The following is a 24,667-nucleotide window of genomic DNA, read 5'->3' on the forward strand; positions in this document are numbered from 1 at the left end:
CCCGCCCAGCCTCCCAGCAACGGCATACAATCCAGCTTGGCCACGGCCGGCCTCGGTTTGTTTTCTCGACAACTACAAATCTAGCTGGTCGGCCGTGCGCCTTCTCCCCTCAGATGGGAGAAGAACCGTTTTTTTTGCCCACAGAAAAGGCCGGGTTTCCCCGGCCTTTCTGCTTGGTGCAACGTCGGCTGGCTGGCGGATGCTGGCGGGCGGACGAGGGTTCGATGCGGCGTGCTGGCGAAGGCTGGCTGGCGCGCAGAATCCGATGCCGTGGCACCGGTAGTGCCGGCCGCTGGCCGGCTCCCCGGAATACCCGGACACACCCGCTCAGTGCGCGGCCGTGCCCTTCGCATCCATCTTGCTGGTCTGGTACAGCGCCAGGCCGATGCGCTTGATCAGGCCCAGCTGCTGCTCCAGCCACCAGGCATGGTCTTCTTCGGTGTCCTTCAACTGCACCAGCAGCATGTCGCGGCTGACGTAGTCCTGGTGCTGTTCGCACAGCTTCATGCCGGCGGCCAGGTTGTCGCGGACGCTGTATTCGGTATCCAGGTCCTTCTGCAGCATCTCTTCCACGGTCACGCCGGGCTCGAACACATGCGGGCGCATGTCCGGATCGCCGCCGAGGAAGAGGATGCGACGCAGCAGCGCATCGGCGTGCTGGGTCTCCTCTTCCATCTCGTGGTTGAGGCGCTCATAGAGCGCGAACAGGCCCTGGTCTTCGTAGCGGCGCGAGTGGATGAAGTACTGGTCGCGCGCGGCCAACTCGCCGCGCAGCAGTTCCTTCAAGCAGGCGATGACGTCCGGGTTGCCTTTCATGGGGGTGCTCCTGATGAATCAATGCGCGCATGGTGCCCTATCTGAAAATCCGGTGGTCTAATCGGAATCAGTTGCAGTTGCGCTTCGGTAGCCGTGCACAGGGCGTTCACGCCTCCCCTACAATCAAGCCCTACCTACACGGGGATGCGCAGGATGCGGCATTGGCTGAAGCGGTTGCTCTGGGGCGTGCTGATCCTGGCGCTGGCGGCGGTGTTCACGGCGTGGTGGCTGCTGCGCGGCAGTCTCCCCACCCTGGAAGGCGAGCAGGCCATGGCCGGGCTGCAGGCGCCGGTGAGCATCACCCGTGATGCCTTGGGCGTGGTCACCATCGACGCGGCAAGCCAGGCCGATGCGATGCGGGCGCTGGGTCTGGTACATGCGCAGGAGCGCTATTTCGAGATGGACCTGATGCGCCGTACCGCCGCTGGCGAGCTGGCCGAGCTGTTCGGCCCGGCGGCGATCGAGATGGACAAGCGCATGCGTGTGCACCGGCTGCGGGCGCGCACCAAGGCCCACCTGGAGGTTGCCACGGGCAGCAGTGCCGGCGCCCTGCAGGCCTATGTGGAGGGTATCAACCAGGGCGTTGCCGAGCTTCGGGTACGTCCTTGGCCGTATCTGCTGCTGCGCCAGGCGCCGGCACCGTGGCGTGCCGAAGACAGCGTGCTGACCGGGCTGGCGATGTATGCCGACCTGCAGGATCCCACCAATCAGAACGAACTGGCGATGGCGCGGATCCGTGCGGTGGTGCCACCGGCGCTGTATGCCCTGCTCAGCCACGATGGCAGCGAATGGGATGCGCCGCTGTTTGGCGAAGCGCGCGGCAACGCCCGGTTACCGGAGGCCGCCGTCCTCGATCTCCGGCGGGCCGATCCGGCGCAGACCACCGGTGCCGTCACGGCAGGTCATCTGGATCCCGACGTGCTGGGCAGCAACAACTTCGCCGTGGCCGGTGCACTGACCGCGGACGGTCGCGCCATCGTCGCCGACGATATGCACCTGGGACTGCGCGCGCCCAATCTCTGGTTCCGGGTACGGCTGCGCTATCCCGATGCACAGGCTCCCGACGGCCGCGTCGATGTCAGTGGCTTCTCGCTGCCCGGCCTGCCGGCCATCGTGGTGGGCAGTAATGGACACGTGGCCTGGGGCTTCACCAACAGTTACATCGACACGGCCGATTTCCGCAGCGTACCCGCCAATGCGGCGGGCATCACCACGCACGAGGAGCGTATCCGCGTCGCCGGCCAGGCACCGGTGACGTTGCGCGTGCGCGAGACCGCCTGGGGTCCGGTGCTGCACACGCGGCAGGACGGCAGTGGCGAGGCACTGCGCTGGACGGCACAACTCCCCGGTGCGGTGCGCCTGGACTTCGCCGAGATGGCGCGCGCGGCGACGCTTGACGAGGCGTTCGAGGTGGCCGACCGCAGCGGCATTACCGCGCAGAACCTGGTGCTCGCCGACCGCAGCGGTCGCATCGCCTGGCGGTTGATCGGCACACGCCCTGACCGTGCTGCGGACTGCCCGCCGAACGGCAACACCGCCACCGCGCCTGCACGCTGTGCGCCGTGGCCAATCCGCAGCGATGGCGCGCCCGCATTGGTCGATCCCCCCACGCATCGGCTGTGGACCGCCAACGGCCGCGTGCTCGATGGGGACGCCCTGGCCATTGCCGGGAACGGTGGCTACGACCTGGGCGCACGCGGGCGGCAGATCCGCGATGGCCTGCTGGCGAAAGAGCGCTTCACCGAGGCAGACCTGCTGGCGATCCAGCTCGACGATCGCGCCCTGTTGCTCACGCGCTGGTGGCATCTGCTGCGCGAGGTCGTCACCACCAGCGACGACCCTGCCCTGCGGCGGCTTGAGGTCGCAACCCGGCGGTGGGACGGCCGTGCGGGGGTGGACTCGGTCAGCTACCGGGTCACCCGCGGTTTCCGCGGCATGCTGATCGACCGCGTTGGCGAAGGCCTGCTCGCCCCGGCGAAAGCACAGCTCGGGGAGGACTATCTGGAGCCACGACTGGGGCAGTTCGAGGGCGTGTTGTGGCCGCTGGTGAGCGAACGTCCCGCGCATCTGCTGCCGCCCCCCTATTCCAGTTGGGATGCACTGCTGGTCGATACCGCCAGGGCGCTGGAAGCAGACCTGAGCAGTCAAGGCCCGCTCGACGCGCGTACCTGGGGCGAACGCAATACCGCCGCGATCTGTCACCCGGTCAGTCGCGCCCTGCCCGCCTTTGCCCGGTCGTGGCTGTGCATGCCGGCCGACCGCCTGCCCGGCGACCGCGACATGCCCCGCGTGCAGGGCCCCGCGTTTGGCGCCTCGCAGCGCATGGTGGTGTCACCCGGGCACGAGGCCGAGGGATGGATCCACATGCCCGGTGGGCAGAGCGGTCACCCGCTGTCACCGTTCTGGGGCGCGGGACACGAGGACTGGGTCAACGGCAGGCCGACGCCGTTCCTCCCCGGCACGACGGTGCATACCCTCACGTTGGTGCCGGCGCGGGAGTGACACGCGAGGTGGCACCGCATGCCGCCCGCCTCAGCGCCGGCAACGCTCGATCAGGTTCAACAACGGCCCGGTCATGGCGGTGGTCACCAGCGCCATGATCACCAGCACGGCGAACAGGCGGTCGCCAAGGAAGCCCAGTTCGTAGCCCAGGTTGAGCACGATCAGCTCCATCAGGCCACGGGTGTTCATCAGCGCCCCCAGTCTCCACGCGTCATGGTTGTCCATGCCGGCACTGCGCGCTGCGCTCCAGGTGCCGATCAGCTTGCCCAGCGTGGCGACCACGATCACGATCAGGCACAACACCAGGTCGCTGGCCTGCAAGGCGTCGGCGCGCATGCGCAGGCCGGTCATCGCGAAGAACAACGGCAGCAGCAGCGTGACGGCGAACGGCTCCACGCGCTCGGCCACGGTGTGCCGCAGCGTCGCGTTGCCGGACACCGCGACGCCGGCCGCGAATGCGCCGAACAGCGCATGGATGCCCAGCATCTCGGTGACCAGCGCGCAGCCCAGCGCCATCAGCAACATGATCAGCAGCCAGCGTCCTTCCTGGCCCGGTGCGATCACCAGGCGCGAGAACCACGGCCGCACCACCCCCAGCATCAGTGCGACGAAGGCGACCACGCAGACCAGGTTGATCGTGGCCGGCACCCAGCCCTGCGACTGCGCGGCGGCCACGATCAGCGCCAGCAGGCACCACGCGGTGGCATCGCCGAGGGCGGCGCAGGCGATCGCGGTCTGGCCGAGTGGTGTACCGGTCAAGCCGCGGTCGGCAAGGATGCGCAGCAGCACCGGGAAGGCCGTGATGCTCAATGAAATACCGACGAACAGGGCGAAACCGGTGAAACCCACGCCGGGCGGTGCGTGTGCGCCATACAGCCAGATCGCCAACAGCACGCCGAGCACGAACGGCACGGCGATGCCGGCGTGGCTGACCACGAAAGCGAAACGACGACGCCCTCGCAATCCGCCAAGATCCAGTTCCGCCCCCGCCACCAGCAGGAACATCAGCACGCCAAGCTGGCTGAGCAGGCCGAGCGAGCCGAGGGAGGCGGCCGAGAACAGCACGCCATGCACCTGGGGCAGCACGGCCCCAAGCACCAGCGGCCCCATCATCAGACCGGCCGCCATTTCCCCGATCACCCCGGGTTGACCCAGCCGGCGGAACAGCCACCCCGCACCCTTGGCCACCAGCAGCAGGACCAGCAACTGCAGCAGGAACAGACCGAGCGGCGCATGCAGGTGCGCGGCCCAGTCGGCCCCCAGCGACGCCTCGGCACGGGCCACCTGTGCCGAGACCGCCGGACCGGCAAACCGTGCCAGGCCCAGGCCGATCAACAGGGGCAGCGCCACCCAGCCCAGATAACGCCAGGCCAGCCCGCCGCGGCGCATGCCGGTGGTGTCAGAGTCCATGATCGATCCCCATCGATTGAAGGGGCGATTCTACGGGCTGCACGCGGTGCCACACCACCGCGATCGACGCGGCGGCGTGGCACCTCGATCAGGCCAGCGCCTGCTCGTGCACACCGGCGATGGCGCGTCCGGAGGGATCGGCCATCGCCGCGAAGCTGGCATCCCAGGCAATGGCCGCCGGCGAGGAGCATGCGATCGACTTGCCACCCGGCACTGTTTCCGCCGCCGCCTGGGTCGGGAAGTACTGCTCGAACACGTGGCGGTAGAAGTAGGCTTCCTTGGTCTGCGGCGGGTTGTGCACGAAGCGCTTGTCCGCCGCGGCCATCACCCGGTCACTGACCTGGGCTTCGGCATGCGCCTTGAGTCCGTCGATCCAGCCGTAGCCGACACCATCGCTGAACTGCTCCTTCTGGCGCCACAGGATCGAGTCCGGCAGGTAACCTTCGAAGGCCTCGCGCAGCACCGCCTTCTCGATCCGACGTGCACCGGCGGGGCCCTGCCCGACCATCTTGTGCCTGGCATCGATGCGCATCGCCACATCGAGGAACTCGCGGTCCAGGAACGGCACGCGCGGCTCCACGCCCCAGGCCATCATCGACTTGTTGGCGCGCAGGCAGTCGTAGTTGTTGAGCGCATCCAGCTTGCGCACCAGTTCTTCATGGAACTCACGTGCGTTGGGGGCTTTGTGGAAGTACAGGTAGCCACCGAAGATCTCATCGCTGCCTTCGCCGGACAGCACCATCTTCACCCCCATGGCCTTGATCCGCCGCGCCAGCAGGAACATCGGGGTGGAGGCGCGGATCGTGGTGACGTCATAGGTTTCCACGTGGCGGATCACTTCCGGTAGTGCGTCCAGGCCTTCTTCGAAGGTGTACTCGAAGCCGTGATGCACGGTGCCCAGTGCTTCGGCCGCGATCGCCGCGGCGGCCAGGTCGGGCGAGCCCTTCAGGCCGATCGCGAAGGAATGCAGGCGCGGCCACCACGCTTCGCTCTGGTCGCCATCCTCAACGCGGTGGCGGGCATAGCGTGCGGCCACCGCGGCCACCAGCGACGAATCCAGGCCGCCGGAGAGCAGCACGCCATAGGGCACATCGGTCATCAGCTGGCGGTGTACCGCGCGCTCGAAGGCCTCACGCAGCTCGACCCGGTCGGCCTCGACGCCTTCGACCGCGTCGTAGTCGCGCCACGGGCGCTCGTAGTAGCGGGTCAGGGTGTCGGTGGCGCTGTCGTACCAGTGGCCCGGCGGGAACTGCGCCGCGTCGGCGCAGATGTCCACCAGCGACTTCAGTTCGGAGGCCACCACCAGCCGGCCATCCTTGTCGTGGCCCCAGTACAGCGGCACCACGCCGATCGGATCACGGGCGATCAGCACGCGCTGCGCGGCACGGTCCCACAAGGCGAAGGCGAAGATGCCGTTGAGGCGGTTCAGGAACGAGGCCGGGCTGTCTTCGCGGTACAGAGCGTTGATCACCTCGCAGTCCGAGCCGGTCTGGAAGGCGTAGGGCTGGGCCAGCTCGGCCTTCAGTTCGCGGTGGTTGTAGATCTCGCCGTTGACCGCCAGCGCCAGGCCGCCGTCTTCGGAGAGCAGCGGCTGCGAACCGCCGGCCGGGTCCACGATGGCCAGGCGCTCGTGGACCAGGATGGCGCCGTCATCGACGTACACCCCGCTCCAGTCCGGGCCGCGATGGCGCTGCCGCTGCGAGAGGTCCAGCGCGTGGCGGCGCAATGCGGTGAGGTCGTCGCCGGCCTGCAGGCCGAAAATACCGAAGATCGAACACATGGGAACAGCTCCTGATGATGGGGGAATACACGTATTGCAGGCATTCGACCGGCCACCCAGGCCCGGAAGGGGTAAACCCGGGCCACAAAAAAACCCGCATCGGTCGATGCGGGTTTTCTGGGGTCCGGGCGTGTTGCTTGTACTAGCCCTGGTCGCAGTCCCGCATCGGCCGCGCACGATTATTCGCGCGCAGATTATTGCGGTTGGTATTGCTGACAGCGGTGGCCGGGAACGAGGACATGGACCGACCGTAACCGGGTTTTGACAGCGGCGCAACTGTTGCGATGGCAACCAAACAGGCCGCCGCGGACAACCCGGCGCTTCGGGGCCGCGCGATAATCACGGTCCCTCTGCACCATCCGGCTGGCATGACCCCTCGCATTGGACGCATCGCTACGCGCCTGGGCGGCATCGCCCTGGCCCTTTCCCTGATTGCCTGCAGCAGCACTCCTGCACGGACGCCTGCGAGCATCGTGCAGTCGGTCGAGGCCAAGGCGGCCGATGGCAGCTTCGACAGTGCCTGGGAGGCAGCCAGGACCTTTGAAACCTTCAACGACCCGCGTGCCGTGGGCTGGTACGAGCGTGCGGCAGCCCTCACCCCGTGGACCTTCCACAACCCGCAGGCCGAAGAGGCCCTGGGCAGGATCTGGACCCACGGTGAGCTGCTGCATGGCACCGGCCCGAACATCCGCCAGGGCACTGCCCTGCGCGCCTCACCGCGCAAGGCCGAGCGTTGGTATCGCGCTGCCGCCGAGCACGGCAACCCGATGGCGATGCTGATGCTGGCCAAGTTCCATCGCGAACGCGGTGACGCGGCCAGCGCGCTGCGTTGGGACCTGCGCGCGACCATCTACCACCACATGCCGTCCGAATCCTCGCGGCTGCCGCAGGCGATCGCCGCGCAGTCGGAGGGCACCCTGCATCCGCTGGTCGTCGACACCCAGCGGCGTGCGCAGCGCGGTGATGCCGACGCCCAGGTGGATCTGGGCGCGATGTACGAACTCGGGATGGGCCTGCCGCGCGATGGTATCGAGGCGCTGCACTGGTATCGGCTGGCGGCCGACCAGGGCAATGTGTACGGGCAGTATTTCAGCGGCCTGCTGCTGGGCCGCGGCCGCGCCGGCGTGACACGTGATCTGGACGCGGCCGCAGGTTGGTTCGCGAAGGCGTCTGCGCAGAAGTTCTACCTGGCCGGGGAGACGTATTGGCGCGAGCGGATCAAAGCGCCGTTCTGGACCTTCGACTGACGGGATAACCACCCGGTAGAGCCGACCGTTGGTCGGCTGCACGTGTCGCCCCATGTGTCTGCACCAACGGCAGCCGACCAACGGTCGGCTCTACGTCGGAGGGGACCACGTATGCGCGCCGGTGACGCTGTACACACTCCGCCGCTGCCTTCAAGACTGCCGCCTGCGCCGCCCATCACCGAGAATGGCCGCATGACCACCGCCATTTTCCGCGACGACACGCTCACCCGCGAGCGCATGCAGGCCATCATTGCCGCGCATCCGCGCGCGGCCGCCTTCGAGAACTGCACGTTCGATCACGGCGACTTCTCGCGGCTGGACATGGATGGGTTCCAGTTCAACCAGTGCTCGGTCACCGGTGCGAACTGGCTGGCCGCCTCGCTGGAAGAAACCCAGTGGACGAAGTGCCGCGGCAGCCAATGCGATTTCAGCTCGGCGCTGCTCAGCGATGCGCGTTTCGCGCACTGCGATCTGAACAACAGTCACTGGCGGCGCGCGACGCTGTCCTCGGTGCAGTTCCAGGACTGCAAGCTGACCGGCGCGCATCTGCAGGAAGTGACCGGCTGGGCGCTGGAATTCCGCGATTGCCTGCTGGTCAGCGCGGACCTGCGTGGGATGTCGTTCCGCAAGGCGCAGTTGGAGGGCATGGATTTTTCCGAGGCCGAGCTGTCCGGCTGCGATTTCCGCGATGCGGTGTTCAACGGCGGCAGCCTGCGCAATGCACAGACGCGGTTGACGCGCTTTGAAGGCGCCGACCTGCGCGGCACCGACATCAGCGGGCTCAACGTGATGGATGCCAAGCTGTTCAAGAAGGCGGTGATTTCACAGCGCCAGGCGGCGGCCGCGTTGGCGTCGTTCGGGTTGATCGTGGCGTAAGGGCGAACCGACCAACGGTCGGTTACACCCGGTAGTGCCGGCCGCTGGCCGGCTCTCATGACTGTCAGACCGACGGAGCAGCCGGCCAGCGGCCGGCACTACCGCGGCCGTCGGTTCCATCGCTGGACTCAGGCCAACAGGCGCTCGATCAAGCGCTGGTACAACGCCGGCAGCGCTTCCAGGTCCGCCACGCGGATGTTCTCGTCGACCTGATGGATGCTCGCATTGACCGGCCCTACTTCGATGCACTGCGCGCCCAGCGGCGCGATGAAGCGCGCATCGGAGGTGCCGCCACCGGTGCTCTCTTCCGGCGGTGCACCCGCAAACTCACCCAGTACCTCGCGGGCGACCCTGCGCAGCGTGCCTTCCGGGGTATAGAACGGCTCGCCGCTGCGATGCCACTTGAGCGTGTACTGGAGTGCATGACGCTCCAGCAGCGCAGCGATCTCCTGCTCCAGCGCGGGCGCGTTCCAGTGCGGGTTGTAGCGCAGGTTGAACAGCACCTGCAGCTCACCCGGAATCACATTGTTGGCCCCGGTGCCGGCATGGATGTTGGAGACCTGCAGGCTGGTCGGCGGGAAGCTCTCGAAGCCATCATCCCAGTGCCGTGCGGTGAGTTCGGCCAGGGCCGCAGCGGCCAGATGGATCGGATTGCGCGCCTTGTCCGGATACGCCACATGGCCCTGCACGCCGTTCACCGTCAGCGTCGCCGAGAGGCTGCCGCGGCGGCCCACGCGCAGCAGATCACCCAGCACCGCGGTGGAGGACGGCTCACCGGTGATGCACCAGTCGATTTCCTGACCGCGCTCGCGGAAGATATCGGCCACGCGACGCACACCGTCGATGGCATCGCCTTCCTCGTCGCTGGTCAGCAGCACCGCCAGCGTGCCGGCATGATCGGGATGCGCGGCCACGAACTGCTCGGCGGCGACCACGAAGGCGGCCACGCTGCCTTTCATGTCGGCCGCGCCACGTCCGTACAGCACGCCGTCACGGATCTGGGGATCGAACGGATCGCTGGTCCAGGCCGAGACCGGGCCGGTCGGCACCACGTCGGTATGCCCGAGCAGCACCAGCACCGGTGCGCCCTGCCCGTGTGTGGCCCACAGGTTGTCGACCTCGCCCAGGCGCAGCTGTTCGCAGTGAAAGCCGGCGCGTTCAAGACGGCCGGCCAGCAGCGCCTGGCAACCGGCGTCCTCGGGCGTGACCGAGGCGCGCGCGATCAGGTCGCAGGTCAAGGCAACGACGTCGTTCACGCGCCCACTCCGAACCGCTGCTTGAAGCCGTTGTCCGAGAAGCCCTGGGTCATCACGCCATCGGCGCTCACCACCACCGGGCGCTTGATCAGCTGCGGGTACTCGCGCAGCAGCAGCTTCCATTCGGCCTCCGAATCGGCCGCCTTGCGGTTCTCCGGCAGCTGCCGCCACGTGGTGGAGGACCTGTTGATCAACGCGGGAAAGCCACCGGCCTGGGCCGCCCAGTCGATCAGGGTTTCCGGCGTTGGCTTGTGCTCACGGTAGTCGACGAAGGTATACGGCACCTGGAAACGGTCCAGCCACTTGGTGGCCTTCTTGCAGGTGTCGCAGTTCTTCAATCCATACACGGTGGTGGTCATGGCGTGCCCGGCTCAGTCGGCCAGGCCGCGCAGCAGGTCGTTCACGCTGGTCTTGCTGCGGGTCTTGGCATCGACCTGCTTGACGATCACCGCGCAGTACAGCGAGTGCGAGCCGTCCTTGGACGGCAGCTGGCCGGACACCACCACGCTGTACGGCGGCACCGAGCCGTAGCTGATTTCGCCGGTGGCGCGGTTGTAGACGCGGGTGCTCTGGCCGAGGAACACGCCCATGCCGATCACGCTGTGGTGGCCGACCACGAAGCCTTCCACCACTTCCGAACGCGCACCGATGAAGCAATGGTCTTCGATGATGGTCGGGCTGGCCTGCAGCGGCTCGAGCACGCCGCCGATGCCGGCGCCGCCGGACAGATGGCAGTGCTTGCCGATCTGCGCGCACGAACCCACCGTGGCCCAGGTGTCGACCATGGTGCCCTCGCCCACGTAGGCGCCGATGTTGGTGAAGCTCGGCATCAGCACCACGTCCTTGCCGAAGTAGCTGCCGCGGCGCGCGATCGCGCCGGGCACCACGCGCACGCCGGCGCGGCGGAACTTGGCTTCATCGAAGCCGGCAAAGCGCGATTCGACCTTGTCCCAGAACGGCGCCGGACGCGCGTCGACCACGGCCATGTCGTTGACGCGGAAGTACAGCAGCACCGCCTTCTTCAGCCATTCGTTGACCTTCCAGCCACCGTGGCCATCGGGCTCGGCGACGCGGAATTCGCCGGTTTCCAGGCCATCAATGACGCGGCCGACCAGCGGCTTGGTGGAGCCTTCGATCTCGTGCAGGGTCAGCGTCGCGCGGCGCTCGAAGGCGCTTTCGATGCCGAACTTGAGTTCTTCCACACCCGGCGTGGCCGGCTTGCGCAGCGACTTGCGCGCGATGGTGGCATCACGGCTGGCACTGCGCTTGGCGGCGCTCTCGGCCGGGGTAGCAGCGACCTTGCGGGCCGGCGCCTTTTTGACCGGCGCTTTCTTCACCGCGGGCGCCGCCTTCTTTGCGGCAGCGGTCTTCTTCACCGCAGGCGCGGCAGCAGGGGTCTTGGCCGCCGCGGTCTTCGCGGCAGTCTTCTTGGCAGGCTTGGTGGCCATCAGTGGGGGTCTCCGGCTTTTCGATCAGGGTCCAGGCAGGCGAGCATGGCGTCTTGCAGCTGCTGTCTGGCGGATTCGGTGAGGGCGTGATCATGCTCATCGCTGATCACGAACATGTCTTCGGCGCGTTCGCCGAAGGTGGCGATGCGCGCATCATGCACGCGCAGCCGCTGGTTGCGCAGCACGAACGCCACGTCGGCCAGCAGGCCGGGGCGGTCGGGCGCGACCAGGCTGAAACGGGTGCTGGTGGTCTCGCCATCGGTGACATCGCGGAACTCGATGCGCGGGGCGAAACGGAAGTGCCGCAGCTGGCGCGGAATGACCCGCCGCGACGGACGCAGCCGGGTCAGGTCGCCGGACAGCGCTTCACGCAGGCCGGCCTCCAGGCGCAGCGCATCGCCATCGGCGAAGCTGTCGGCCGGGGTCACTTCAAACGTATCGAAGATGGTATCCACCGGGCCGTCCAGCACACGCGCGCGGTGGATGCCGTAGCCCTTGCGGTCCAGCGTCATCACGATCGCGGCGAACAGGCCATCGCGGTCCGGCGAGTGCACGAACACCTCCAGCGCGTGGTCGTCCGGGGTGATCCGGCGCACCTTGACCAGGGTCTGGCCCTGCTTGACCGGTACCAGCGCGGCGGCCTGCCAGGCAAGCTGCTCGGGCCGCAGCCGGATGAAGCTCTCATCGGGCATCACGGTGAACTGACGCTCGATCGTCGCGTCGTCGTAGCCGCGCTCGCGCACCAGCTGGCGCACCGATTCGCGCGCTTCGGCAACACGCTCGGCGGCCGGCATCTGGTTCTCCAGCCCGTCGCGCAGCGCGCGCCGCGCCGCGAAATACAGGTCGGCCAGCAAGCGGTCTTTCCAGGCATTCCACAGTTTGGGGCTGGTCCCGGCAATGTCGGCGCAGGTCAGCAGATACAGGTAGTCGAGCCGGTCGCGGCTGGCCACCAGGGTGGCGAAGCGATGGATCACGTCCGGATCGGAGATGTCCTGCTTCTGCGCGGTGACCGACATGCGCAGGTGCTGTTCGACCAGCCACGCCACCAGTTCGGTGTCGGAACTGCTCAGCGCCAGCGCCTGGCAGAATTCACGCGCGTCCACCGCACCGAGTTCGGAATGATCGCCGCCGCGGCCCTTGGCGATGTCATGGAACAGGCCGGCCAGCAGCAGCAGTTCCGGTTTGCGCAGGCGCGGCCAGACCTCATGCGCGATCGAGAAACGCTCGTCGGCGCGGCTGCTGGCGAACAGGCCGATGTTCCGCAGCACCATCAGGGTGTGCTGGTCCACGGTGTAGACGTGGAACAGATCGAACTGCATGCGCCCGGAGACCTGCGCGAATGCGGGGATCCACTGACCGAGCACGCCCAGGCGCGCCATCCGCGCCAGCGTGTCGACCGCGCGCGGGCTGCGCAGCAGGGCCAGGAACTGCTCGCGTGCGGCGGGACTGGCGTCGGTATACGCGGCCAGGTCCGGCAGCGCCTCGGCCAGCGCGCGGGCAGTCAGCGAGTGCAGGCCGCGCACATCCGGGTTATAGGCCCAGCTGGAGAACAGCGCGAACACCTGTTCGATGTCGCCCTCGGGCCAGGCCGGATCGTTGGCCGCCAGGTAACCACGGCGCAGCGAGAACCCCACGCTGACCGGCTCGGGCACCGCCTCGCCATCGAACTGCTCCTCGAAGCGCTGCAGCAGGCGGTCGCTGATCCGCCGCACCACGGTGGCGCTGCGGTAGAAGCCCTGCATCATTTTTTCCACGGCCAGGCTTTCGATGTCGTCTTCGAAACCCAGGCGGGCGGCAAGTGTCTTCTGGTAATCGAAACGCAGGCGCTCTTCGGGCCGGTTGGCGACCAGATGCAGGCCGAAGCGCAGCCGGGCCAGGGCGCAGCGTTCGCGCTTGAGCGCGGCCGCTTCATCCGGGCCGAGGTGGCCCAGGCCGACCAGTGCTTCCAGGTCGCGCACGCCGAAGGCACGCAACGCCATCCAGCCCAGGGTATTGAGATCGCGCAGGCCGCCGGGGCCGTCCTTGATGTCCGGTTCCAGGTTGTCGGCGGTATCACCAAAGCGCTGATGGCGGGCCAGCAGCTCTTCACGCTTGGCGAGGAAAAACTCGCGCGGCGGCCACAGGCCGTCCACGTTCACCGCGGCCTTCAAGGCCGCGCGCGCGATGTCGTCGGCAACCACCGGGCGCGATTCGATCAGTGCGGTCAGCACGGTCTGGTCGGCGCTGGCCTGGGTGCACTCGGCCGGCGAACGCACCGCGTGACTCACGGGCAGGCCGCAATCCCACAGCAGCGCGAAAAAGCGCGCCAGCCCGGATTCGTGCCGCCGCTGCTGTTCCGGCGTACCCAGCACCAGTACGTCGATATCCGAGCGCGGGAACAACTCACCGCGCCCATACCCACCGACGGCAAACAAGGCCAGTCCAGACCCGGCCGGCAGGCAGCGGTGCCACGCCAACCAGATCAGGTGGTCGGCCGCGCGGGCGCGCAACGCGAGCAGGCGCTCGATGTTGTCGCCCTGGTCGAAACGGCGGTACAGCCGTGCGTCGGTCTGTTGCAGCGACTGGCGCGCCAGCGCCGCCCAGTCCGGGTCGGCGACGGATTCGGCCGGCGCGTCCAGCATCGGGCTCGCCGGCAGCATGCTCAGACCTGCGATTCGCCGGGCGAGAGGGTCAGCACGTCGACGCCGGTCTCGGTGACCGCGACCATGTGCTCCCACTGCGCCGACAACTTCCGGTCCTTGGTGACCACGGTCCAGCCATCGGGCAGCACCTTGTTGTAGCGGGTGCCCTCATTGATCATCGGCTCGATGGTGAAGGTCATGCCCGGCTGCAGCACCAGGCCCTGGCCCGGACGACCGTAATGCACCACCTGCGGCTCGTCGTGGTAGACCTTGCCGATGCCATGGCCGCAGTACTCGCGCACCACGCTGAAGCGCTCGGATTCGGCATAGCTCTGGATCGCGTGGCCGATATCGCCCAGCGTCGCGCCCGGCTTGACCGCGCGGATGCCGCGCCACATGGCTTCATAGGTCGCATCGACCAGGCGCTTGGCCATGACCGACGGCGTGCCCACGTAGTACATGCGGCTGGTATCGCCGTGCCAGCCATCCTTGATCACGGTGACATCGATGTTGACGATGTCGCCGTCCTTGAGGACCTTGGCTTCACTGGGAATGCCGTGGCAGATCACGTTGTTGACCGACGTGCAGACCGTCTTGGGGAAGCCGCGGTAGCCGACATTGGCCGGCGTGGCCTTCTGCACGTTGATGATGTGGTCGTGGCAGATGCGGTCCAGCTCTTCGGTCGTCACGCCCGGCTTGACGTGGGGGGTGACGATGTCGAGCACTTCGCTGGCCAGACGGCCGGCGATGCGCATCAGTTCGATTTCCTCGGGGGTTTTCAGATTCACGCTCATGGCGCCCATTATCGCCGATCCGGGGCCAATCTGAACGGGATTGGATGGAACGCTGACAGCCGCGGTTTGGGCCCGGCCCCTGGCCAGCTAGCTGAACAAGCGTGATGCGTATCGCAAAACGCGACCTTGTGCCGAAGACGGCCATTGATTGGGTCCTATCTGCACGGTCCGATACAAGACAGGCGGCAGCCCGTCGGCGCCCCGCCTGCGCCTCTATAATGGCGGCGACGGCCATGCCCACCTGGCCGACCTCGTGTTCGTGGACGCCCACGGGCGTCGCCACCCGCTGATCGAGGGCCTGGCCGGCTATGTGCTGCCGCGTAGCGCCCGCAGCTGGGACCTGCCGCCGCGGCCGGATGGCTACGTCGGCGGCCAGTTCCGGGCCCGGCTCAACGAGGCCGCCGATGCCCCGCTTGCCCCCGTGATTGCGCCTGCGCCCGGCACCGGGCTATAATCGACCGGATCCCTGCCGCCTTGGCGCGGGAATACGTCAACACCGGACGTCACCGGTGAATCCACACCTGCCGCCCATATCCGTGCCGGGGTGCTCCGCAAGGAGTTCGGTCACGGAAGCGACAGGGAAGCCAAACCCCGGAACCACCCGCCTTGCGGCGGACCGCCCAACTATTACCCGTGGCGGCCGGTTCCCTATCAGGAGTTACTGCAATGCCCCAGGTCACCATGCGTCAGATGCTGGAAGCCGGCGTCCATTTCGGCCACCAGACCCGTTACTGGAACCCCAAGATGGGCCAGTACATCTTCGGCGCCCGCGGCAAGATCCACATCATCAACCTGGAAAAGACCGTTCCGCTCTTCAATGACGCGATGAACTTCATTTCCAGCGTTGCGCAGAAGCGCGGCACCATCCTGTTCCTGGGCACCAAGCGCAGCGCCCGCGAGTCGATCCGTGAAGAAGCCGAGCGTTGCGGCATGCCGTTCATGAACCAGCGTTGGCTGGGCGGCACCCTGACCAACTTCCGTACCGTGAAGCAGTCGGTTGCCCGCCTGAAGGAACTGGAAGCCGGTGAGACCGACGGCAGCTTCGACAAGCTGGTCAAGCACGAAGTGCTGGGCCTGCGTCGCGAGCGCGACAAGCTGGAAGCCTCGCTGGGCGGCATCAAGGACATGAACCGTCTGCCGGACGCGATCTTCGTCATCGATATCGGCCACGAAGACATCGCCATCAAGGAAGCCAAGAAGCTCGGCATCCCGGTGATCGCTGTGGTCGATACCAACTACAACCCGGAACTGGTCGACTACGCGATCCCGGGCAACGACGACGCCATCCGTGCCGTGCAGCTGTACGCCCGCGCCGCTGCCGACGCCGTGCTGGAAGGCAAGGCTGCTGCGCCGCACGCCGCCACCGTCCGTGAAGAAGAGTTCAGCGAAGCCGCTGCTGGCGAAGAAGCCAAGCCGGCCCGCCGCGCTCCGGCCAAGAAGGCTGCTGCTGCTCCGGCCGCCGACGCGCCGGCTGCTGGCGAAGCCCAGGCCTGATCCAGGCCCGCGGTGGGCGCAGCGCGCCCACCGCTCCTGTCCGCTGCCGATGGCGCGACGACAGGACACTGTCATACGGGCCGGCCACCATGCCGGCCCAACCCCTTTCTTTCGTGAGGAAATCCCGTGGAAATCACTGCTTCCCTGGTCAAGGAACTGCGCGAGCGCACTGGCGCCGGCATGATGGAGTGCAAGAAGGCACTCGTCGAAAACGGCGGCGACATCGACGCCTCGGCCGAATGGCTGCGCAAGTCCGGCCTGGCCAAGGCCGACAAGAAGGCTGACCGCGTGGCTGCCGAAGGCATCATCGTGGCGGCCCAGGACGGCGGCAAGGCCGTGCTGGTCGAAGTCAACTCGGAAACCGACTTCGTCGCCAAGGACAGCAACTTCCTGGACTTCACCAAGGCTGTTGCTGCCACCGCGCTGAGCTCGGGCGCTGCCGACATCGACACCCTGAAGGCCGCCAAGCTGCCGTCCGGCGAGACGATCGAAGAAGCCCGCGCCGCCGTCATCGCCAAGGTTGGCGAGAAGGTCGACGTGCGTCGCATCGTGCGCCTGGAATCGACCAACAACGTCGCTGCCTACGTGCACGGCGGCCGCATCGGCGTGCTGGTCGAGCTGGCCGGTGGCAACGAAGAGCTGGCCCGTGGCCTGGCCATGCACGTGGCTGCCATGAACCCGCCGCACAACAAGGCCGCCGATGTGCCGGCCGAGTTCGTTGCCAAGGAAAAGGAAATCGAACTGGCCAAGATGTCCGACAAGGACAAGTCCAAGCCGGCCGATATCCTGGAAAAGATCATCAGCGGCAAGATCGCCAAGATCGTCAACGAAGTGACCCTGTACGGCCAGCCGTACGTGCTGGACACCAACCAGTCGGTCGAGCAGGTCCTCAAGGCCGCCGGCGCCGACGTGGTCGGCTTCCAGCGTCTGGCGGTCGGCGAAGGCATCGAGAAGGTGGTGGAAGACTACGCCGCCGAAGTGATGAAGCAGGCCGGCCTGGCCTGATCTTCACCGCTCGAATGTGTTACGAAAGAAGCCGCGGACTCCGCGGCTTCTTTTTTTTGTCCACTGGCTTTGCTTTGTGTGCCGGATCAGGGCAATACTCCCAAACCGATCTGCCGCGTCAACGCAAGAAATCAAGGACGAAACTGTGATGCACCTCAGGTATTCTTGCCCCAACATACTGACAACCCCGCCATGCCTCCCGAGCTGACAGCCGCCCTGGCGCTCTGCCGCAACCTGCCCTCCCCGCCCGGTATTGCCCTGCGCATCATCGAACTGGCGCAGGATCCGGAAGCGGACATCACCACCGCCGCCGACATCATCGCCATCGACATGGCGTTGAGTGCCCGCATGCTGCGCATCGCCAATTCGCCGCTGTATGCCAGCCGCCGCCGGATCGAGAATCTCGGCCAGGCGCTGACGATGCTCGGCCTGAATGCCACGGTCAGCCTGGCCCTCGGCTTCACCGTGACCCAGAACCTGACCGCCGCCGGCGACGGCCAGGACCTGCGCGAGCGCGCGTGGCGCCGCAGCATCCTCAGCGCCCTGGCCGCCAGCCTGCTGGGGCAGGCGCGCGGCCTGCGCAAAGCCGAAGAGCTGATGCTGGCCGGCCTGCTGCAGGATATCGGCGTACTGGCACTGGCCCAGGCGCAACCGGACACCTACCTGCCGCTGCTGCGCCAGGCCACCGACAACGGCGCGCTGGTCGCCCTGGAGCGCGAACACCTGCAGTGCAGCCACGCCGACGTCGGCGCGTGGGTCGCCGAGGAATGGGGCCTGCCGCGCTACCTGGTGGACAGCATCGCGCACAGCGAATCGCCCGCCACCGGCGATGACAATTTCCAGAACTGCGTCGCCCTGTCCGGCGCGGTGGCCGATATCTGGCTCGGCACCGATGCCGATGCCGCGCGCGAGCACGCCCTGCAGCAGGTGCATGACACGCTCGGCCTGGACAGCGCCCAGTTCGACCAGGTCCTGGCCCGCATCGGTGAATCGCTGCCGGACATCAGCACCCTGTTCGAGACCCCGCTGTTCTCGCCCTCGCGCGTGCAGCAGCTGATCGACCATGCCCAGGAGCTGGCCACCCTGCGCAACCTGCGCGAGATGCAGGACGCCGCCCTGGCCCGCAAGCGGGCGGATGAATTCGAAGCGCGCGCCAACCGGCTGGCCGAACAGGCGCACCGTGACGCCCTCACCGGCGTGCTCAACCGCCGCCAGCTGGAAGCCGTGCTCGAGCAGGAATTCCTGCGCGCCACCCGGCATGGCTGGCCGCTTTCGGTCGCCTTCATCGACCTGGACGACTTCAAGAAGATCAACGACGCCCATGGCCACCTGATGGGTGACCAGGTGCTGCGCATGTTCGCCACCAAGCTGCAGGAGCAGCTGCGCAACAGCGACACGGTGGCCCGCTTCGGCGGCGAGGAATTCATCGCGCTGCTGCCCAACACCACCGAGCCGGTCGCGCTGGAAGTGGTGCGCCGGGTCCTGGCCAGCATCGTCAACACGCCGATGGCCGAAGTCGCCAGCGGCCCGCTGTTCGTGACCTTCTCGGCAGGCGTGGCGACCCAGGGGGGCTATGAGCGTTTCGCCGATGTCCAGGATCTGCTCAAGGCCGCCGACGACGTGCTGTACCGCTCCAAGAACCTGGGCCGCAACCGGGTCATCGCGCGCTCGCCCAGCACCGCACCGGCCTGAGCGTTACCCCCGCGCGGGGCCGTCATCACGGCCCCCACAGCGCCCCCATGCGCCGCACCGCAGCAAATTTATGCTGCCCGATGGCCCGGCTTCCAGTAGAATCCGGGCGTTTTCCACGCACCCAGAGATCGCCATGTCAAAGCTCGCCTATCGCCGCATCCTGTTGAAAGTTTCCGGGGAGGCGCTGATGGGAGACGAGGACTACGGCATCGACCCCAAGGTGATCCACCGCCTCGCCCGTGAGGTGATGGAAGCCCAGGCGGCCGGCGCCGAAGTGGCCCTGGTGATCGGCGGCGGCAATATCTTCCGCGGCGCCGGCCTGGCCGCAGGCGGCATGGACCGGGTCACCGGCGACCAGATGGGCATGCTCGCCACCGTGATCAACGCGCTGGCCATGCAGGACGCCCTGGAAAAGCTGGGCGCCAAGGCCCGCGTGATGAGCGCGATCAAGATCAACGACGTCTGCGAGGATTACATCCGCCGCCGCGCCATCCGCCACCTGGAAAAGGGCCGCCTGGTGATCTTCGCCGCCGGCGTCGGCAGCCCGTTCTTCACCACCGATTCCGGCGCTGCCCTGCGCGCGATCGAGATCGGCGCGGACCTGCTGCTGAAGGCCACCAAGGTCGACGGCGTGTACGACAAGGACCCGAACAAGTACAGCGACGCGGTCCGTTTCGACAGCCTGACCTACGACGAAGTGATCCGCCGGGGCCTGGAAGTGATGGATACCGCCGCCTTCGCGCTGGCCCGCGACAGCGACCTGCCGCTGCGCGTGTTCGACATGGGCCAGCCGGGCGAGCTGCTCAAGATCCTGCACGGCGACAACATCGGCACCCTGGTCCAGGGCCGCGACAACGCCTGAGCCTGAGCGGCGCCCCACGCCGGGCGCCCTGAACGGCCCGGAAAGGGTCGGTATTCGCCTATAATCGCCCGATTCCCAGTTACATCCAGGATTCGGGCGATGCTCAACGAAATCAAGCAGGACGCGCAGACGCGCATGGCAAAGAGCATCGATGCTCTGAAGCACACCCTCACCTCCATCCGCACCGGCCGTGCTTCCCCGGCCCTGCTGGACCGCATCACCGTCAAGGCCTACGGCACCGACACCCCCCTGAACCAGGTCGCCTCGATCAGCGTTTCCGAGGGCCACTCGCTGGTCATCACGCTGTTCGACAAGGGCATGATCAAGGACGTCGAGAAGGCGATCTACGCCTCCGATCTGGGCCTGACCCCGAACGTGGCCGGCACCGTCATCCGCCTGAACCTGCCGCCGCCGACCGAAGAGCGCCGCAAGGAGCTGGGCAAGCAGGTCCAGAAGGAAGGCGAAGGCGCCAAGATCGCCATCCGCAACATCCGCCAGGACGCCAACAAGGCGATCGCCAACCTGATCAAGGACAACGCGATCAGCGAAGACGACAAGAAGCGCGGCGAAGATGACATCCAGAAGCTGACCGACAAGTCCATCAAGGACGTCGACAGTGTGGTCGCCGAGAAAGAAAAGGAACTGATGGCGGTCTGAGCCCCATGTCCCAGGCCCCGACCAGCGGCACTGCCGCGCCCATGCCGCGCCACGTCGCCATCATCATGGATGGCAACGGGCGTTGGGCACAGAAGCGTCGTCGCCCGCGCGTGATCGGCCATCGTGCCGGCGCGCGCGCGGTCAACCGCACCATCGATTTCTGCCTCGACAACGGCATCGCCGCATTGACCCTGTTCGCCTTCTCCAGTGAAAACTGGGGCCGGCCGACCGATGAGGTCGATGCGTTGATGAAGCTGTTCCTCAATGCGCTCGACCGCGAAGTGGACGAGTTGCATCGCCGTGGCGTGCGCGTGCGTTTCATCGGCGAGCGCGAGCGCTTCGGCGCCGGGCTGGTCAGCCGCATGCAGCTGGCCGAGCAACGCACCGCCGACAACCGTGCGATGACCCTGAGCATCGCCGCCAGCTATGGTGGCCGCCAGGACATCGCCCGCGCCGCACGCGAACTGGCCGCCGAGGTCGCGGCCGGCCGCCTGCTGCCCGAGCAGATCGACGAAGCGATGCTCAGCAGCCGCGTGGCCCTGGCAGACCTGCCGCCGCCGGACCTGTTCATCCGCACCGGTGGCGACACCCGCATCAGCAATTTCCTGCTCTGGCAGCTGGCTTACACCGAACTGTGGTTCACCGACGTACTGTGGCCCGAGTTCGACGCCGCCGTCCTGCAGCAGGCGATCGACGCCTATGCTTCGCGTGAACGCCGTTTCGGCCTGACCAGCGCCCAGATCGCCGCCTTGGCCACCGAGACCTCTTCCCCATGACCAAGACCCGAGTCATCGCCGCGCTGATCATGGCGCCGGTCGCCATCCTCGCCATCCTGATGCTGCCGACCCAGTGGCTGGCCGCTGCCGCTGCCGCGGTGTTCCTGATCGGCCTGTGGGAATGGCTGAAGCTGGCCGACGTGGAAGACACCCTGGCCCGCACCATCCTGCTGGTGCTGAACCTGGTGCTGATGGTGCTGATCGTGTGGGCCGATGCCGGCTCGCTGGTGCTGTACCAGATCGCCGCGCTGGTCGGCATCGGGTGGTGGTTGCTAGCCCTGCTGTGGCTGCGCTTCTTCAACTTCGGCGCCAGCCCCAGCAGCCCGGCGCGTGCCCTCAAGCTGCTCGCCGGCACCCTGGCGATCGTGCCGGCCTGGGCATCGCTGGTGCTGATCCATGCCAGTGGCGAGAACGGCCACCTGTGGCTGCTGACCGCGCTGGCCGTGGTCTGGGCCGCCGATTCGGGCGCCTATTTCGCCGGCCGCACCTTCGGCCGCACCAAGCTCGCCCCGCGGATCAGCCCCAACAAGACCTGGGAAGGTCTCGGCGGCGGCATGGTCGCCGGCCTGATCGTGGCCCTGGGCTTCGGCTGGCTGGCCGGGATCGACAGCGGCCACCTGATCGGCCTGATCATCACCGCCGTGGTGACCGTGTTCGCCTCGGTGCTGGGCGACCTGTACGAAAGCCTGATCAAGCGCCACGCCGGTGCCAAGGACTCGGGCCACATCATCCCGGGCCATGGCGGCGTGCTCGATCGTATCGACGGCGTCCTTGCCGCCCTGCCGGTGTTCGCACTCGGCAAGGAAATCTTCGGGTTCTAACCATGGCCAGCGCTTCCGCCCCCCGCCAGGTCGCCGTGTTCGGCGCCACCGGTTCGATCGGCGCATCCGCGCTGGACGTGATCGCACGCCATCCGGACCGCTACCAGGTCACTGTGCTCGCCGCCGGCCGCCAGGTCGATGCGCTGGTTGCCCTGTGCGCCGTGCATCGCCCGGCCCATGCCGTGATCGCCGATGAATCGCGGTACGCCGCCCTGCGTGACGGCCTGCGTGACGCCGGCCTGGCCACCCAGGCCCATGCCGGCGCCGGGGCGCTGGACCAGCTGGCCGCCAGCGATGTCTGCGACACGCTGGTCGCGGCGATCGTCGGCGCGGCCGGACTGTCCTCGACCCTGGCCGCCGCCGCGGCCGGCAAGCGGATCCTGCTGGCCAACAAGGAATCGCTGGTGCTGGCCGGCGAGCTGCTGATGCGCCAGGCCGCTGCCGCCGGGGCCGAGATCATCCCGATCGACAGCGAGCACAGCGCGATCTTCCAGTGCCTGCGTTCGCGCGATGCCAGCCTGGACGGTGCCGGCGTGCGCCGGATCATCCTGACCGCCTCCGGGGGCCCGTTCCGTGGCCGTACCCGCGAACAGCTGGCCCAGGTCACCCCGGCCCAGGCCGTGGCGCACCCGAAGTGGTCGATGGGCCCGAAGATCTCGGTCGATTCGGCGACGTTGATGAACAAAGGGCTGGAAGTCATCGAAGCCCACCACCTGTTCGGCGTGCCGGGCGAGCGTATTGACGTCCTGGTCCACCCGCAGAGCCTGGTGCATTCGCTGGTCGAGTTCGTCGACGGCTCGACCCTGGCCCAGCTGGGCCTGCCCGACATGCGCACCACCCTGGCCGTCGGCCTGGGCTGGCCGCAGCGCATTGAATCCGGGGTCGGCGGGCTGGACCTGCTGACCCAGGGTCGGCTGGATTTCGAAGCCCCGGACACCGAGGCGTTCCCCTGCCTGAAGCTCGCCTGGCAGGCCATGGCCGCCGGCGGGACCGCCCCGGCGATCCTCAATGCCGCCAACGAAGTCGCGGTTTCAGCGTTTCTTCAGGGGCGGGCAGCTTTCCTTGCCATTCCAGCGCTGGTCGCTAACGCTCTGTCAACACTGTCCAGCGAGTCCGCCGATACACTGGAGGGCCTGCTGACCGCCGATCAGCGCGCCCGCCAGATCACCCAAGCCGCCATCGACCACGCCTGAATGCCCCACACGCCCCCTTACAGTGCTGATCACCATGGGTGATTTCATCGGATCCGTCTGGTGGATGATCGTCAGCCTTGGCCTGCTGGTGACCTTCCACGAGTTCGGTCACTACTGGGTGGCCCGCCGTTGCGGGATCAAGGTGCTGCGCTTCTCTGTCGGGTTCGGCAAGCCGCTGTGGTCGCGCCGCAACCGGGCCGGCACTGAATTCGCGATCGCCGCCATTCCGCTGGGCGGCTACGTGAAGATGCTGGACGAGCGCGAGGTCGAGGTGCACCCGGCCGAGCGCGGTCAGGCCTTCAACCACAAGACCGTGTGGCAGCGGATCGCGGTGGTCGCCGCCGGTCCGGCCGCCAACCTGATCCTGTGCATCGCCCTGCTGTGGGCGATGTTCGTGATCGGGAAACAGGATTATTCGGCCACCATCGGCCGCACCACCGGCATGGCCCAGACCGCTGGCCTGCAGGCCGGCGACCGTGTGGTCAAGGTCGATGGCCGCAGCGTGGCCACCGCCGGCGAGGCCAGCATGGCGCTGACCACGGCGGCGATGGATCGTCACGATGCCAAGGTCGAGGTCCTCGACGGTCTGGACCAGGTGCGGACCCGCACCCTGCCGCTGTCGCAGCTGCCGGCCGGCTTCGATGAACGCCGCGTGCCCCAGCTGACCGGGTTGAGCTGGCAGTTCTGGCTGCAGCCGGCGCTGGTGGACAAGGTCCTGCCCGACGCAGCCGCCCAGGGCGTGCTGGTGCCGGGCGACCTGATCGTGGCCGTGGACGGCCAGCGTATCGAAGGTGCCGACCAGGTGCCGGCGCAGATCGCCGCGCTCGGCCAGCGTGGCGGCCCCGGCATGATCGACGTCCTGCGCGGCGGCGAGCGGCTGGCGCTGGAGATCACCCCCCGCCAGGGCGTGGACGGCCGTGGCCAGCCGACCTGGCAGATCGGCATCGGTTTCCCGGAGACCCACGCCCCGGCCTACGACGCCGAACTCAAGTTCGGGCCGTTTGCGGCAGTGCCCGTGGCCCTGCGCGAAACCGCCCGGATGGCGGGCGATTCACTGGGGATGATGCGCCGCATCGTCACCGGCAATGCCTCGCTGCAGAACATCTCCGGCCCGGTCACCATTGCCCGGGTCGCCAACGTCTCGGCCAAACGCGGCCTGGACTGGTTCCTGTATTTCCTGGCCCTGCTGTCGCTGAGCCTGTGCATCATCAACCTGTTGCCCATCCCCATCTTGGACGGCGGGCACCTGCTGTATTACCTTATCGAGTTGGTCAAGGGCAGCCCGCTGAGCGAGCGCGCCATGGCTGCCGGGCAGTATGTGGGCCTGGCGCTGCTGGCCGGGCTGATGGGATTGGCGTTCTACAACGACATCCTCGGCCTGGTCCCGCGATGAACTTTTTTCCTTTTGTCGTCGTCT

Annotated in this window: 21 protein-coding genes; 13 read left to right on the forward strand and 8 right to left on the reverse strand. The window is 67.4% G+C overall.

The features are described 5' to 3' along the window. Positions 1 to 327 precede the first annotated feature (327 nt). Positions 328 to 816, reverse strand: a complete 489-nt coding sequence (gene bfr, locus NJD74_RS02620) for a bacterioferritin (protein ID WP_019184377.1) — start codon at positions 814 to 816, stop codon at positions 328 to 330. Positions 817 to 969: 153 nt separating this feature from the next. On the opposite strand from bfr, the gene NJD74_RS02625 reads away from it, so the two are divergent. Next, on the forward strand, positions 970 to 3,318 hold the full coding sequence (locus tag NJD74_RS02625; protein ID WP_102789188.1) for a penicillin acylase family protein: 2,349 nt from the start codon (positions 970 to 972) through the stop codon (positions 3,316 to 3,318). A gap of 30 nt (positions 3,319 to 3,348) precedes the next feature. On the opposite strand, the gene NJD74_RS02630 is transcribed toward NJD74_RS02625, so the two are convergent. Both NJD74_RS02630 and asnB read right to left on the reverse strand, forming a co-directional pair. After that, on the reverse strand, positions 3,349 to 4,728 hold the full coding sequence (locus tag NJD74_RS02630) for a cation:proton antiporter (protein ID WP_102789187.1): 1,380 nt from the start codon (positions 4,726 to 4,728) through the stop codon (positions 3,349 to 3,351). Positions 4,729 to 4,816: 88 nt separating this feature from the next. Beyond that, complete coding sequence (gene asnB, locus NJD74_RS02635; protein ID WP_019184380.1) at positions 4,817 to 6,508, reverse strand: asparagine synthase B; 1,692 nt, start codon at positions 6,506 to 6,508, stop codon at positions 4,817 to 4,819. A gap of 368 nt (positions 6,509 to 6,876) precedes the next feature. Here asnB and NJD74_RS02640 point away from each other — a divergent pair, with 368 nt between their 5' ends. Both NJD74_RS02640 and NJD74_RS02645 read left to right on the forward strand, forming a co-directional pair. Further along, positions 6,877 to 7,755 carry a tetratricopeptide repeat protein gene (locus tag NJD74_RS02640; protein ID WP_102789186.1) on the forward strand — a complete coding sequence of 293 codons (879 nt, stop codon included), beginning with the start codon at positions 6,877 to 6,879 and terminating at the stop codon, positions 7,753 to 7,755. Between the two features lie 192 nt (positions 7,756 to 7,947). After that, positions 7,948 to 8,631, forward strand: coding sequence for a pentapeptide repeat-containing protein (locus NJD74_RS02645; protein ID WP_070473265.1), 684 nt, complete (start codon positions 7,948 to 7,950; stop codon positions 8,629 to 8,631). Positions 8,632 to 8,759: 128 nt separating this feature from the next. Here the strand turns inward: NJD74_RS02645 and dapE are convergent, their stop codons facing one another. The 5 genes from dapE to map are packed head-to-tail and all read right to left on the reverse strand — an operon-like array spanning position 8,760 to position 14,750. Then, positions 8,760 to 9,887, reverse strand: coding sequence for a succinyl-diaminopimelate desuccinylase (gene dapE, locus NJD74_RS02650; RefSeq protein ID WP_070473267.1), 1,128 nt, complete (start codon positions 9,885 to 9,887; stop codon positions 8,760 to 8,762). Continuing rightward, complete coding sequence (locus tag NJD74_RS02655; RefSeq protein ID WP_070473269.1) at positions 9,884 to 10,246, reverse strand: arsenate reductase; 363 nt, start codon at positions 10,244 to 10,246, stop codon at positions 9,884 to 9,886. The genes dapE and NJD74_RS02655 overlap by 4 nt, the downstream gene beginning before the upstream one ends. Before the next feature lie 12 nt (positions 10,247 to 10,258). Continuing rightward, on the reverse strand, positions 10,259 to 11,335 hold the full coding sequence (gene dapD, locus NJD74_RS02660; protein ID WP_070473271.1) for a 2,3,4,5-tetrahydropyridine-2,6-dicarboxylate N-succinyltransferase: 1,077 nt from the start codon (positions 11,333 to 11,335) through the stop codon (positions 10,259 to 10,261). Beyond that, the gene (locus NJD74_RS02665; RefSeq protein WP_102789184.1) at positions 11,335 to 13,974 is read right to left on the reverse strand and encodes a [protein-PII] uridylyltransferase; all 2,640 of its coding nucleotides are present in this window, start codon (positions 13,972 to 13,974) and stop codon (positions 11,335 to 11,337) included. Before NJD74_RS02665 ends, dapD begins: the two co-directional genes overlap by 1 nt. Before the next feature lie 2 nt (positions 13,975 to 13,976). Further along, positions 13,977 to 14,750: a type I methionyl aminopeptidase gene (gene map / locus NJD74_RS02670; RefSeq protein ID WP_026069972.1), complete on the reverse strand. Its 774-nt coding sequence runs from the start codon at positions 14,748 to 14,750 to the stop codon at positions 13,977 to 13,979. Positions 14,751 to 14,898: 148 nt separating this feature from the next. Between map and NJD74_RS02675 the strand changes: the two genes are divergently transcribed. The 10 genes from NJD74_RS02675 (at position 14,899) to rseP (ending at position 24,643) form a co-directional block, all read left to right on the forward strand. Continuing rightward, on the forward strand, positions 14,899 to 15,204 hold the full coding sequence (locus NJD74_RS02675; protein WP_146027613.1) for a hypothetical protein: 306 nt from the start codon (positions 14,899 to 14,901) through the stop codon (positions 15,202 to 15,204). A 212-nt stretch (positions 15,205 to 15,416) separates the two neighbouring features. Next, complete coding sequence (rpsB, locus tag NJD74_RS02680; protein WP_102789182.1) at positions 15,417 to 16,244, forward strand: 30S ribosomal protein S2; 828 nt, start codon at positions 15,417 to 15,419, stop codon at positions 16,242 to 16,244. 126 nt (positions 16,245 to 16,370) lie between these two features. Then, positions 16,371 to 17,249 carry a translation elongation factor Ts gene (gene tsf / locus NJD74_RS02685; protein ID WP_019184396.1) on the forward strand — a complete coding sequence of 293 codons (879 nt, stop codon included), beginning with the start codon at positions 16,371 to 16,373 and terminating at the stop codon, positions 17,247 to 17,249. Positions 17,250 to 17,441: 192 nt separating this feature from the next. Beyond that, positions 17,442 to 18,941 carry a GGDEF domain-containing protein gene (locus NJD74_RS02690; protein WP_070473279.1) on the forward strand — a complete coding sequence of 500 codons (1,500 nt, stop codon included), beginning with the start codon at positions 17,442 to 17,444 and terminating at the stop codon, positions 18,939 to 18,941. 133 nt (positions 18,942 to 19,074) lie between these two features. Continuing rightward, positions 19,075 to 19,803, forward strand: coding sequence for a UMP kinase (gene pyrH, locus NJD74_RS02695; RefSeq protein WP_019184398.1), 729 nt, complete (start codon positions 19,075 to 19,077; stop codon positions 19,801 to 19,803). 99 nt (positions 19,804 to 19,902) lie between these two features. Then, complete coding sequence (gene frr, locus NJD74_RS02700; protein ID WP_319623622.1) at positions 19,903 to 20,460, forward strand: ribosome recycling factor; 558 nt, start codon at positions 19,903 to 19,905, stop codon at positions 20,458 to 20,460. 41 nt (positions 20,461 to 20,501) lie between these two features. Beyond that, positions 20,502 to 21,236, forward strand: coding sequence for a polyprenyl diphosphate synthase (uppS, locus tag NJD74_RS02705; protein WP_087947514.1), 735 nt, complete (start codon positions 20,502 to 20,504; stop codon positions 21,234 to 21,236). Continuing rightward, on the forward strand, positions 21,233 to 22,057 hold the full coding sequence (locus NJD74_RS02710) for a phosphatidate cytidylyltransferase (protein WP_070473281.1): 825 nt from the start codon (positions 21,233 to 21,235) through the stop codon (positions 22,055 to 22,057). The genes uppS and NJD74_RS02710 overlap by 4 nt, the downstream gene beginning before the upstream one ends. Before the next feature lie 2 nt (positions 22,058 to 22,059). Continuing rightward, positions 22,060 to 23,250: a 1-deoxy-D-xylulose-5-phosphate reductoisomerase gene (locus tag NJD74_RS02715; protein ID WP_102789181.1), complete on the forward strand. Its 1,191-nt coding sequence runs from the start codon at positions 22,060 to 22,062 to the stop codon at positions 23,248 to 23,250. Between the two features lie 34 nt (positions 23,251 to 23,284). Next, the gene (gene rseP / locus NJD74_RS02720; protein WP_102789229.1) at positions 23,285 to 24,643 is read left to right on the forward strand and encodes an RIP metalloprotease RseP; all 1,359 of its coding nucleotides are present in this window, start codon (positions 23,285 to 23,287) and stop codon (positions 24,641 to 24,643) included. Positions 24,644 to 24,667 lie beyond the last annotated feature (24 nt).

Source organism: Stenotrophomonas sp. RG-453, from assembly GCF_033843685.1.
Classification (GTDB): domain Bacteria; phylum Pseudomonadota; class Gammaproteobacteria; order Xanthomonadales; family Xanthomonadaceae; genus Stenotrophomonas; species Stenotrophomonas bentonitica_A.

Bases quoted from the DNA above. Each gene is read 5' to 3' on its own strand.
- dapD (WP_070473271.1), bottom strand. From the start codon at position 11,335: ATGGCCACCAAGCCTGCCAAGAAGACTGCCGCGAAGACCGCGGCGGCC.
- NJD74_RS02630 (WP_102789187.1), bottom strand. From the start codon at position 4,728: ATGGACTCTGACACCACCGGCATGCGCCGCGGCGGGCTGGCCTGGCGT.
- NJD74_RS02690 (WP_070473279.1), top strand. From the start codon at position 17,442: ATGCCTCCCGAGCTGACAGCCGCCCTGGCGCTCTGCCGCAACCTGCCC.
- NJD74_RS02645 (WP_070473265.1), top strand. From the start codon at position 7,948: ATGACCACCGCCATTTTCCGCGACGACACGCTCACCCGCGAGCGCATG.
- bfr (WP_019184377.1), bottom strand. From the start codon at position 816: ATGAAAGGCAACCCGGACGTCATCGCCTGCTTGAAGGAACTGCTGCGC.
- NJD74_RS02640 (WP_102789186.1), top strand. From the start codon at position 6,877: ATGACCCCTCGCATTGGACGCATCGCTACGCGCCTGGGCGGCATCGCC.
- asnB (WP_019184380.1), bottom strand. From the start codon at position 6,508: ATGTGTTCGATCTTCGGTATTTTCGGCCTGCAGGCCGGCGACGACCTC.
- map (WP_026069972.1), bottom strand. From the start codon at position 14,750: ATGAGCGTGAATCTGAAAACCCCCGAGGAAATCGAACTGATGCGCATC.
- NJD74_RS02655 (WP_070473269.1), bottom strand. From the start codon at position 10,246: ATGACCACCACCGTGTATGGATTGAAGAACTGCGACACCTGCAAGAAG.
- uppS (WP_087947514.1), top strand. From the start codon at position 20,502: ATGCCGCGCCACGTCGCCATCATCATGGATGGCAACGGGCGTTGGGCA.
- pyrH (WP_019184398.1), top strand. From the start codon at position 19,075: ATGTCAAAGCTCGCCTATCGCCGCATCCTGTTGAAAGTTTCCGGGGAG.
- frr (WP_319623622.1), top strand. From the start codon at position 19,903: ATGCTCAACGAAATCAAGCAGGACGCGCAGACGCGCATGGCAAAGAGC.
- NJD74_RS02715 (WP_102789181.1), top strand. From the start codon at position 22,060: ATGGCCAGCGCTTCCGCCCCCCGCCAGGTCGCCGTGTTCGGCGCCACC.
- NJD74_RS02665 (WP_102789184.1), bottom strand. From the start codon at position 13,974: ATGCTGCCGGCGAGCCCGATGCTGGACGCGCCGGCCGAATCCGTCGCC.
- rseP (WP_102789229.1), top strand. From the start codon at position 23,285: ATGGGTGATTTCATCGGATCCGTCTGGTGGATGATCGTCAGCCTTGGC.
- rpsB (WP_102789182.1), top strand. From the start codon at position 15,417: ATGCCCCAGGTCACCATGCGTCAGATGCTGGAAGCCGGCGTCCATTTC.
- NJD74_RS02710 (WP_070473281.1), top strand. From the start codon at position 21,233: ATGACCAAGACCCGAGTCATCGCCGCGCTGATCATGGCGCCGGTCGCC.
- NJD74_RS02625 (WP_102789188.1), top strand. From the start codon at position 970: ATGCGGCATTGGCTGAAGCGGTTGCTCTGGGGCGTGCTGATCCTGGCG.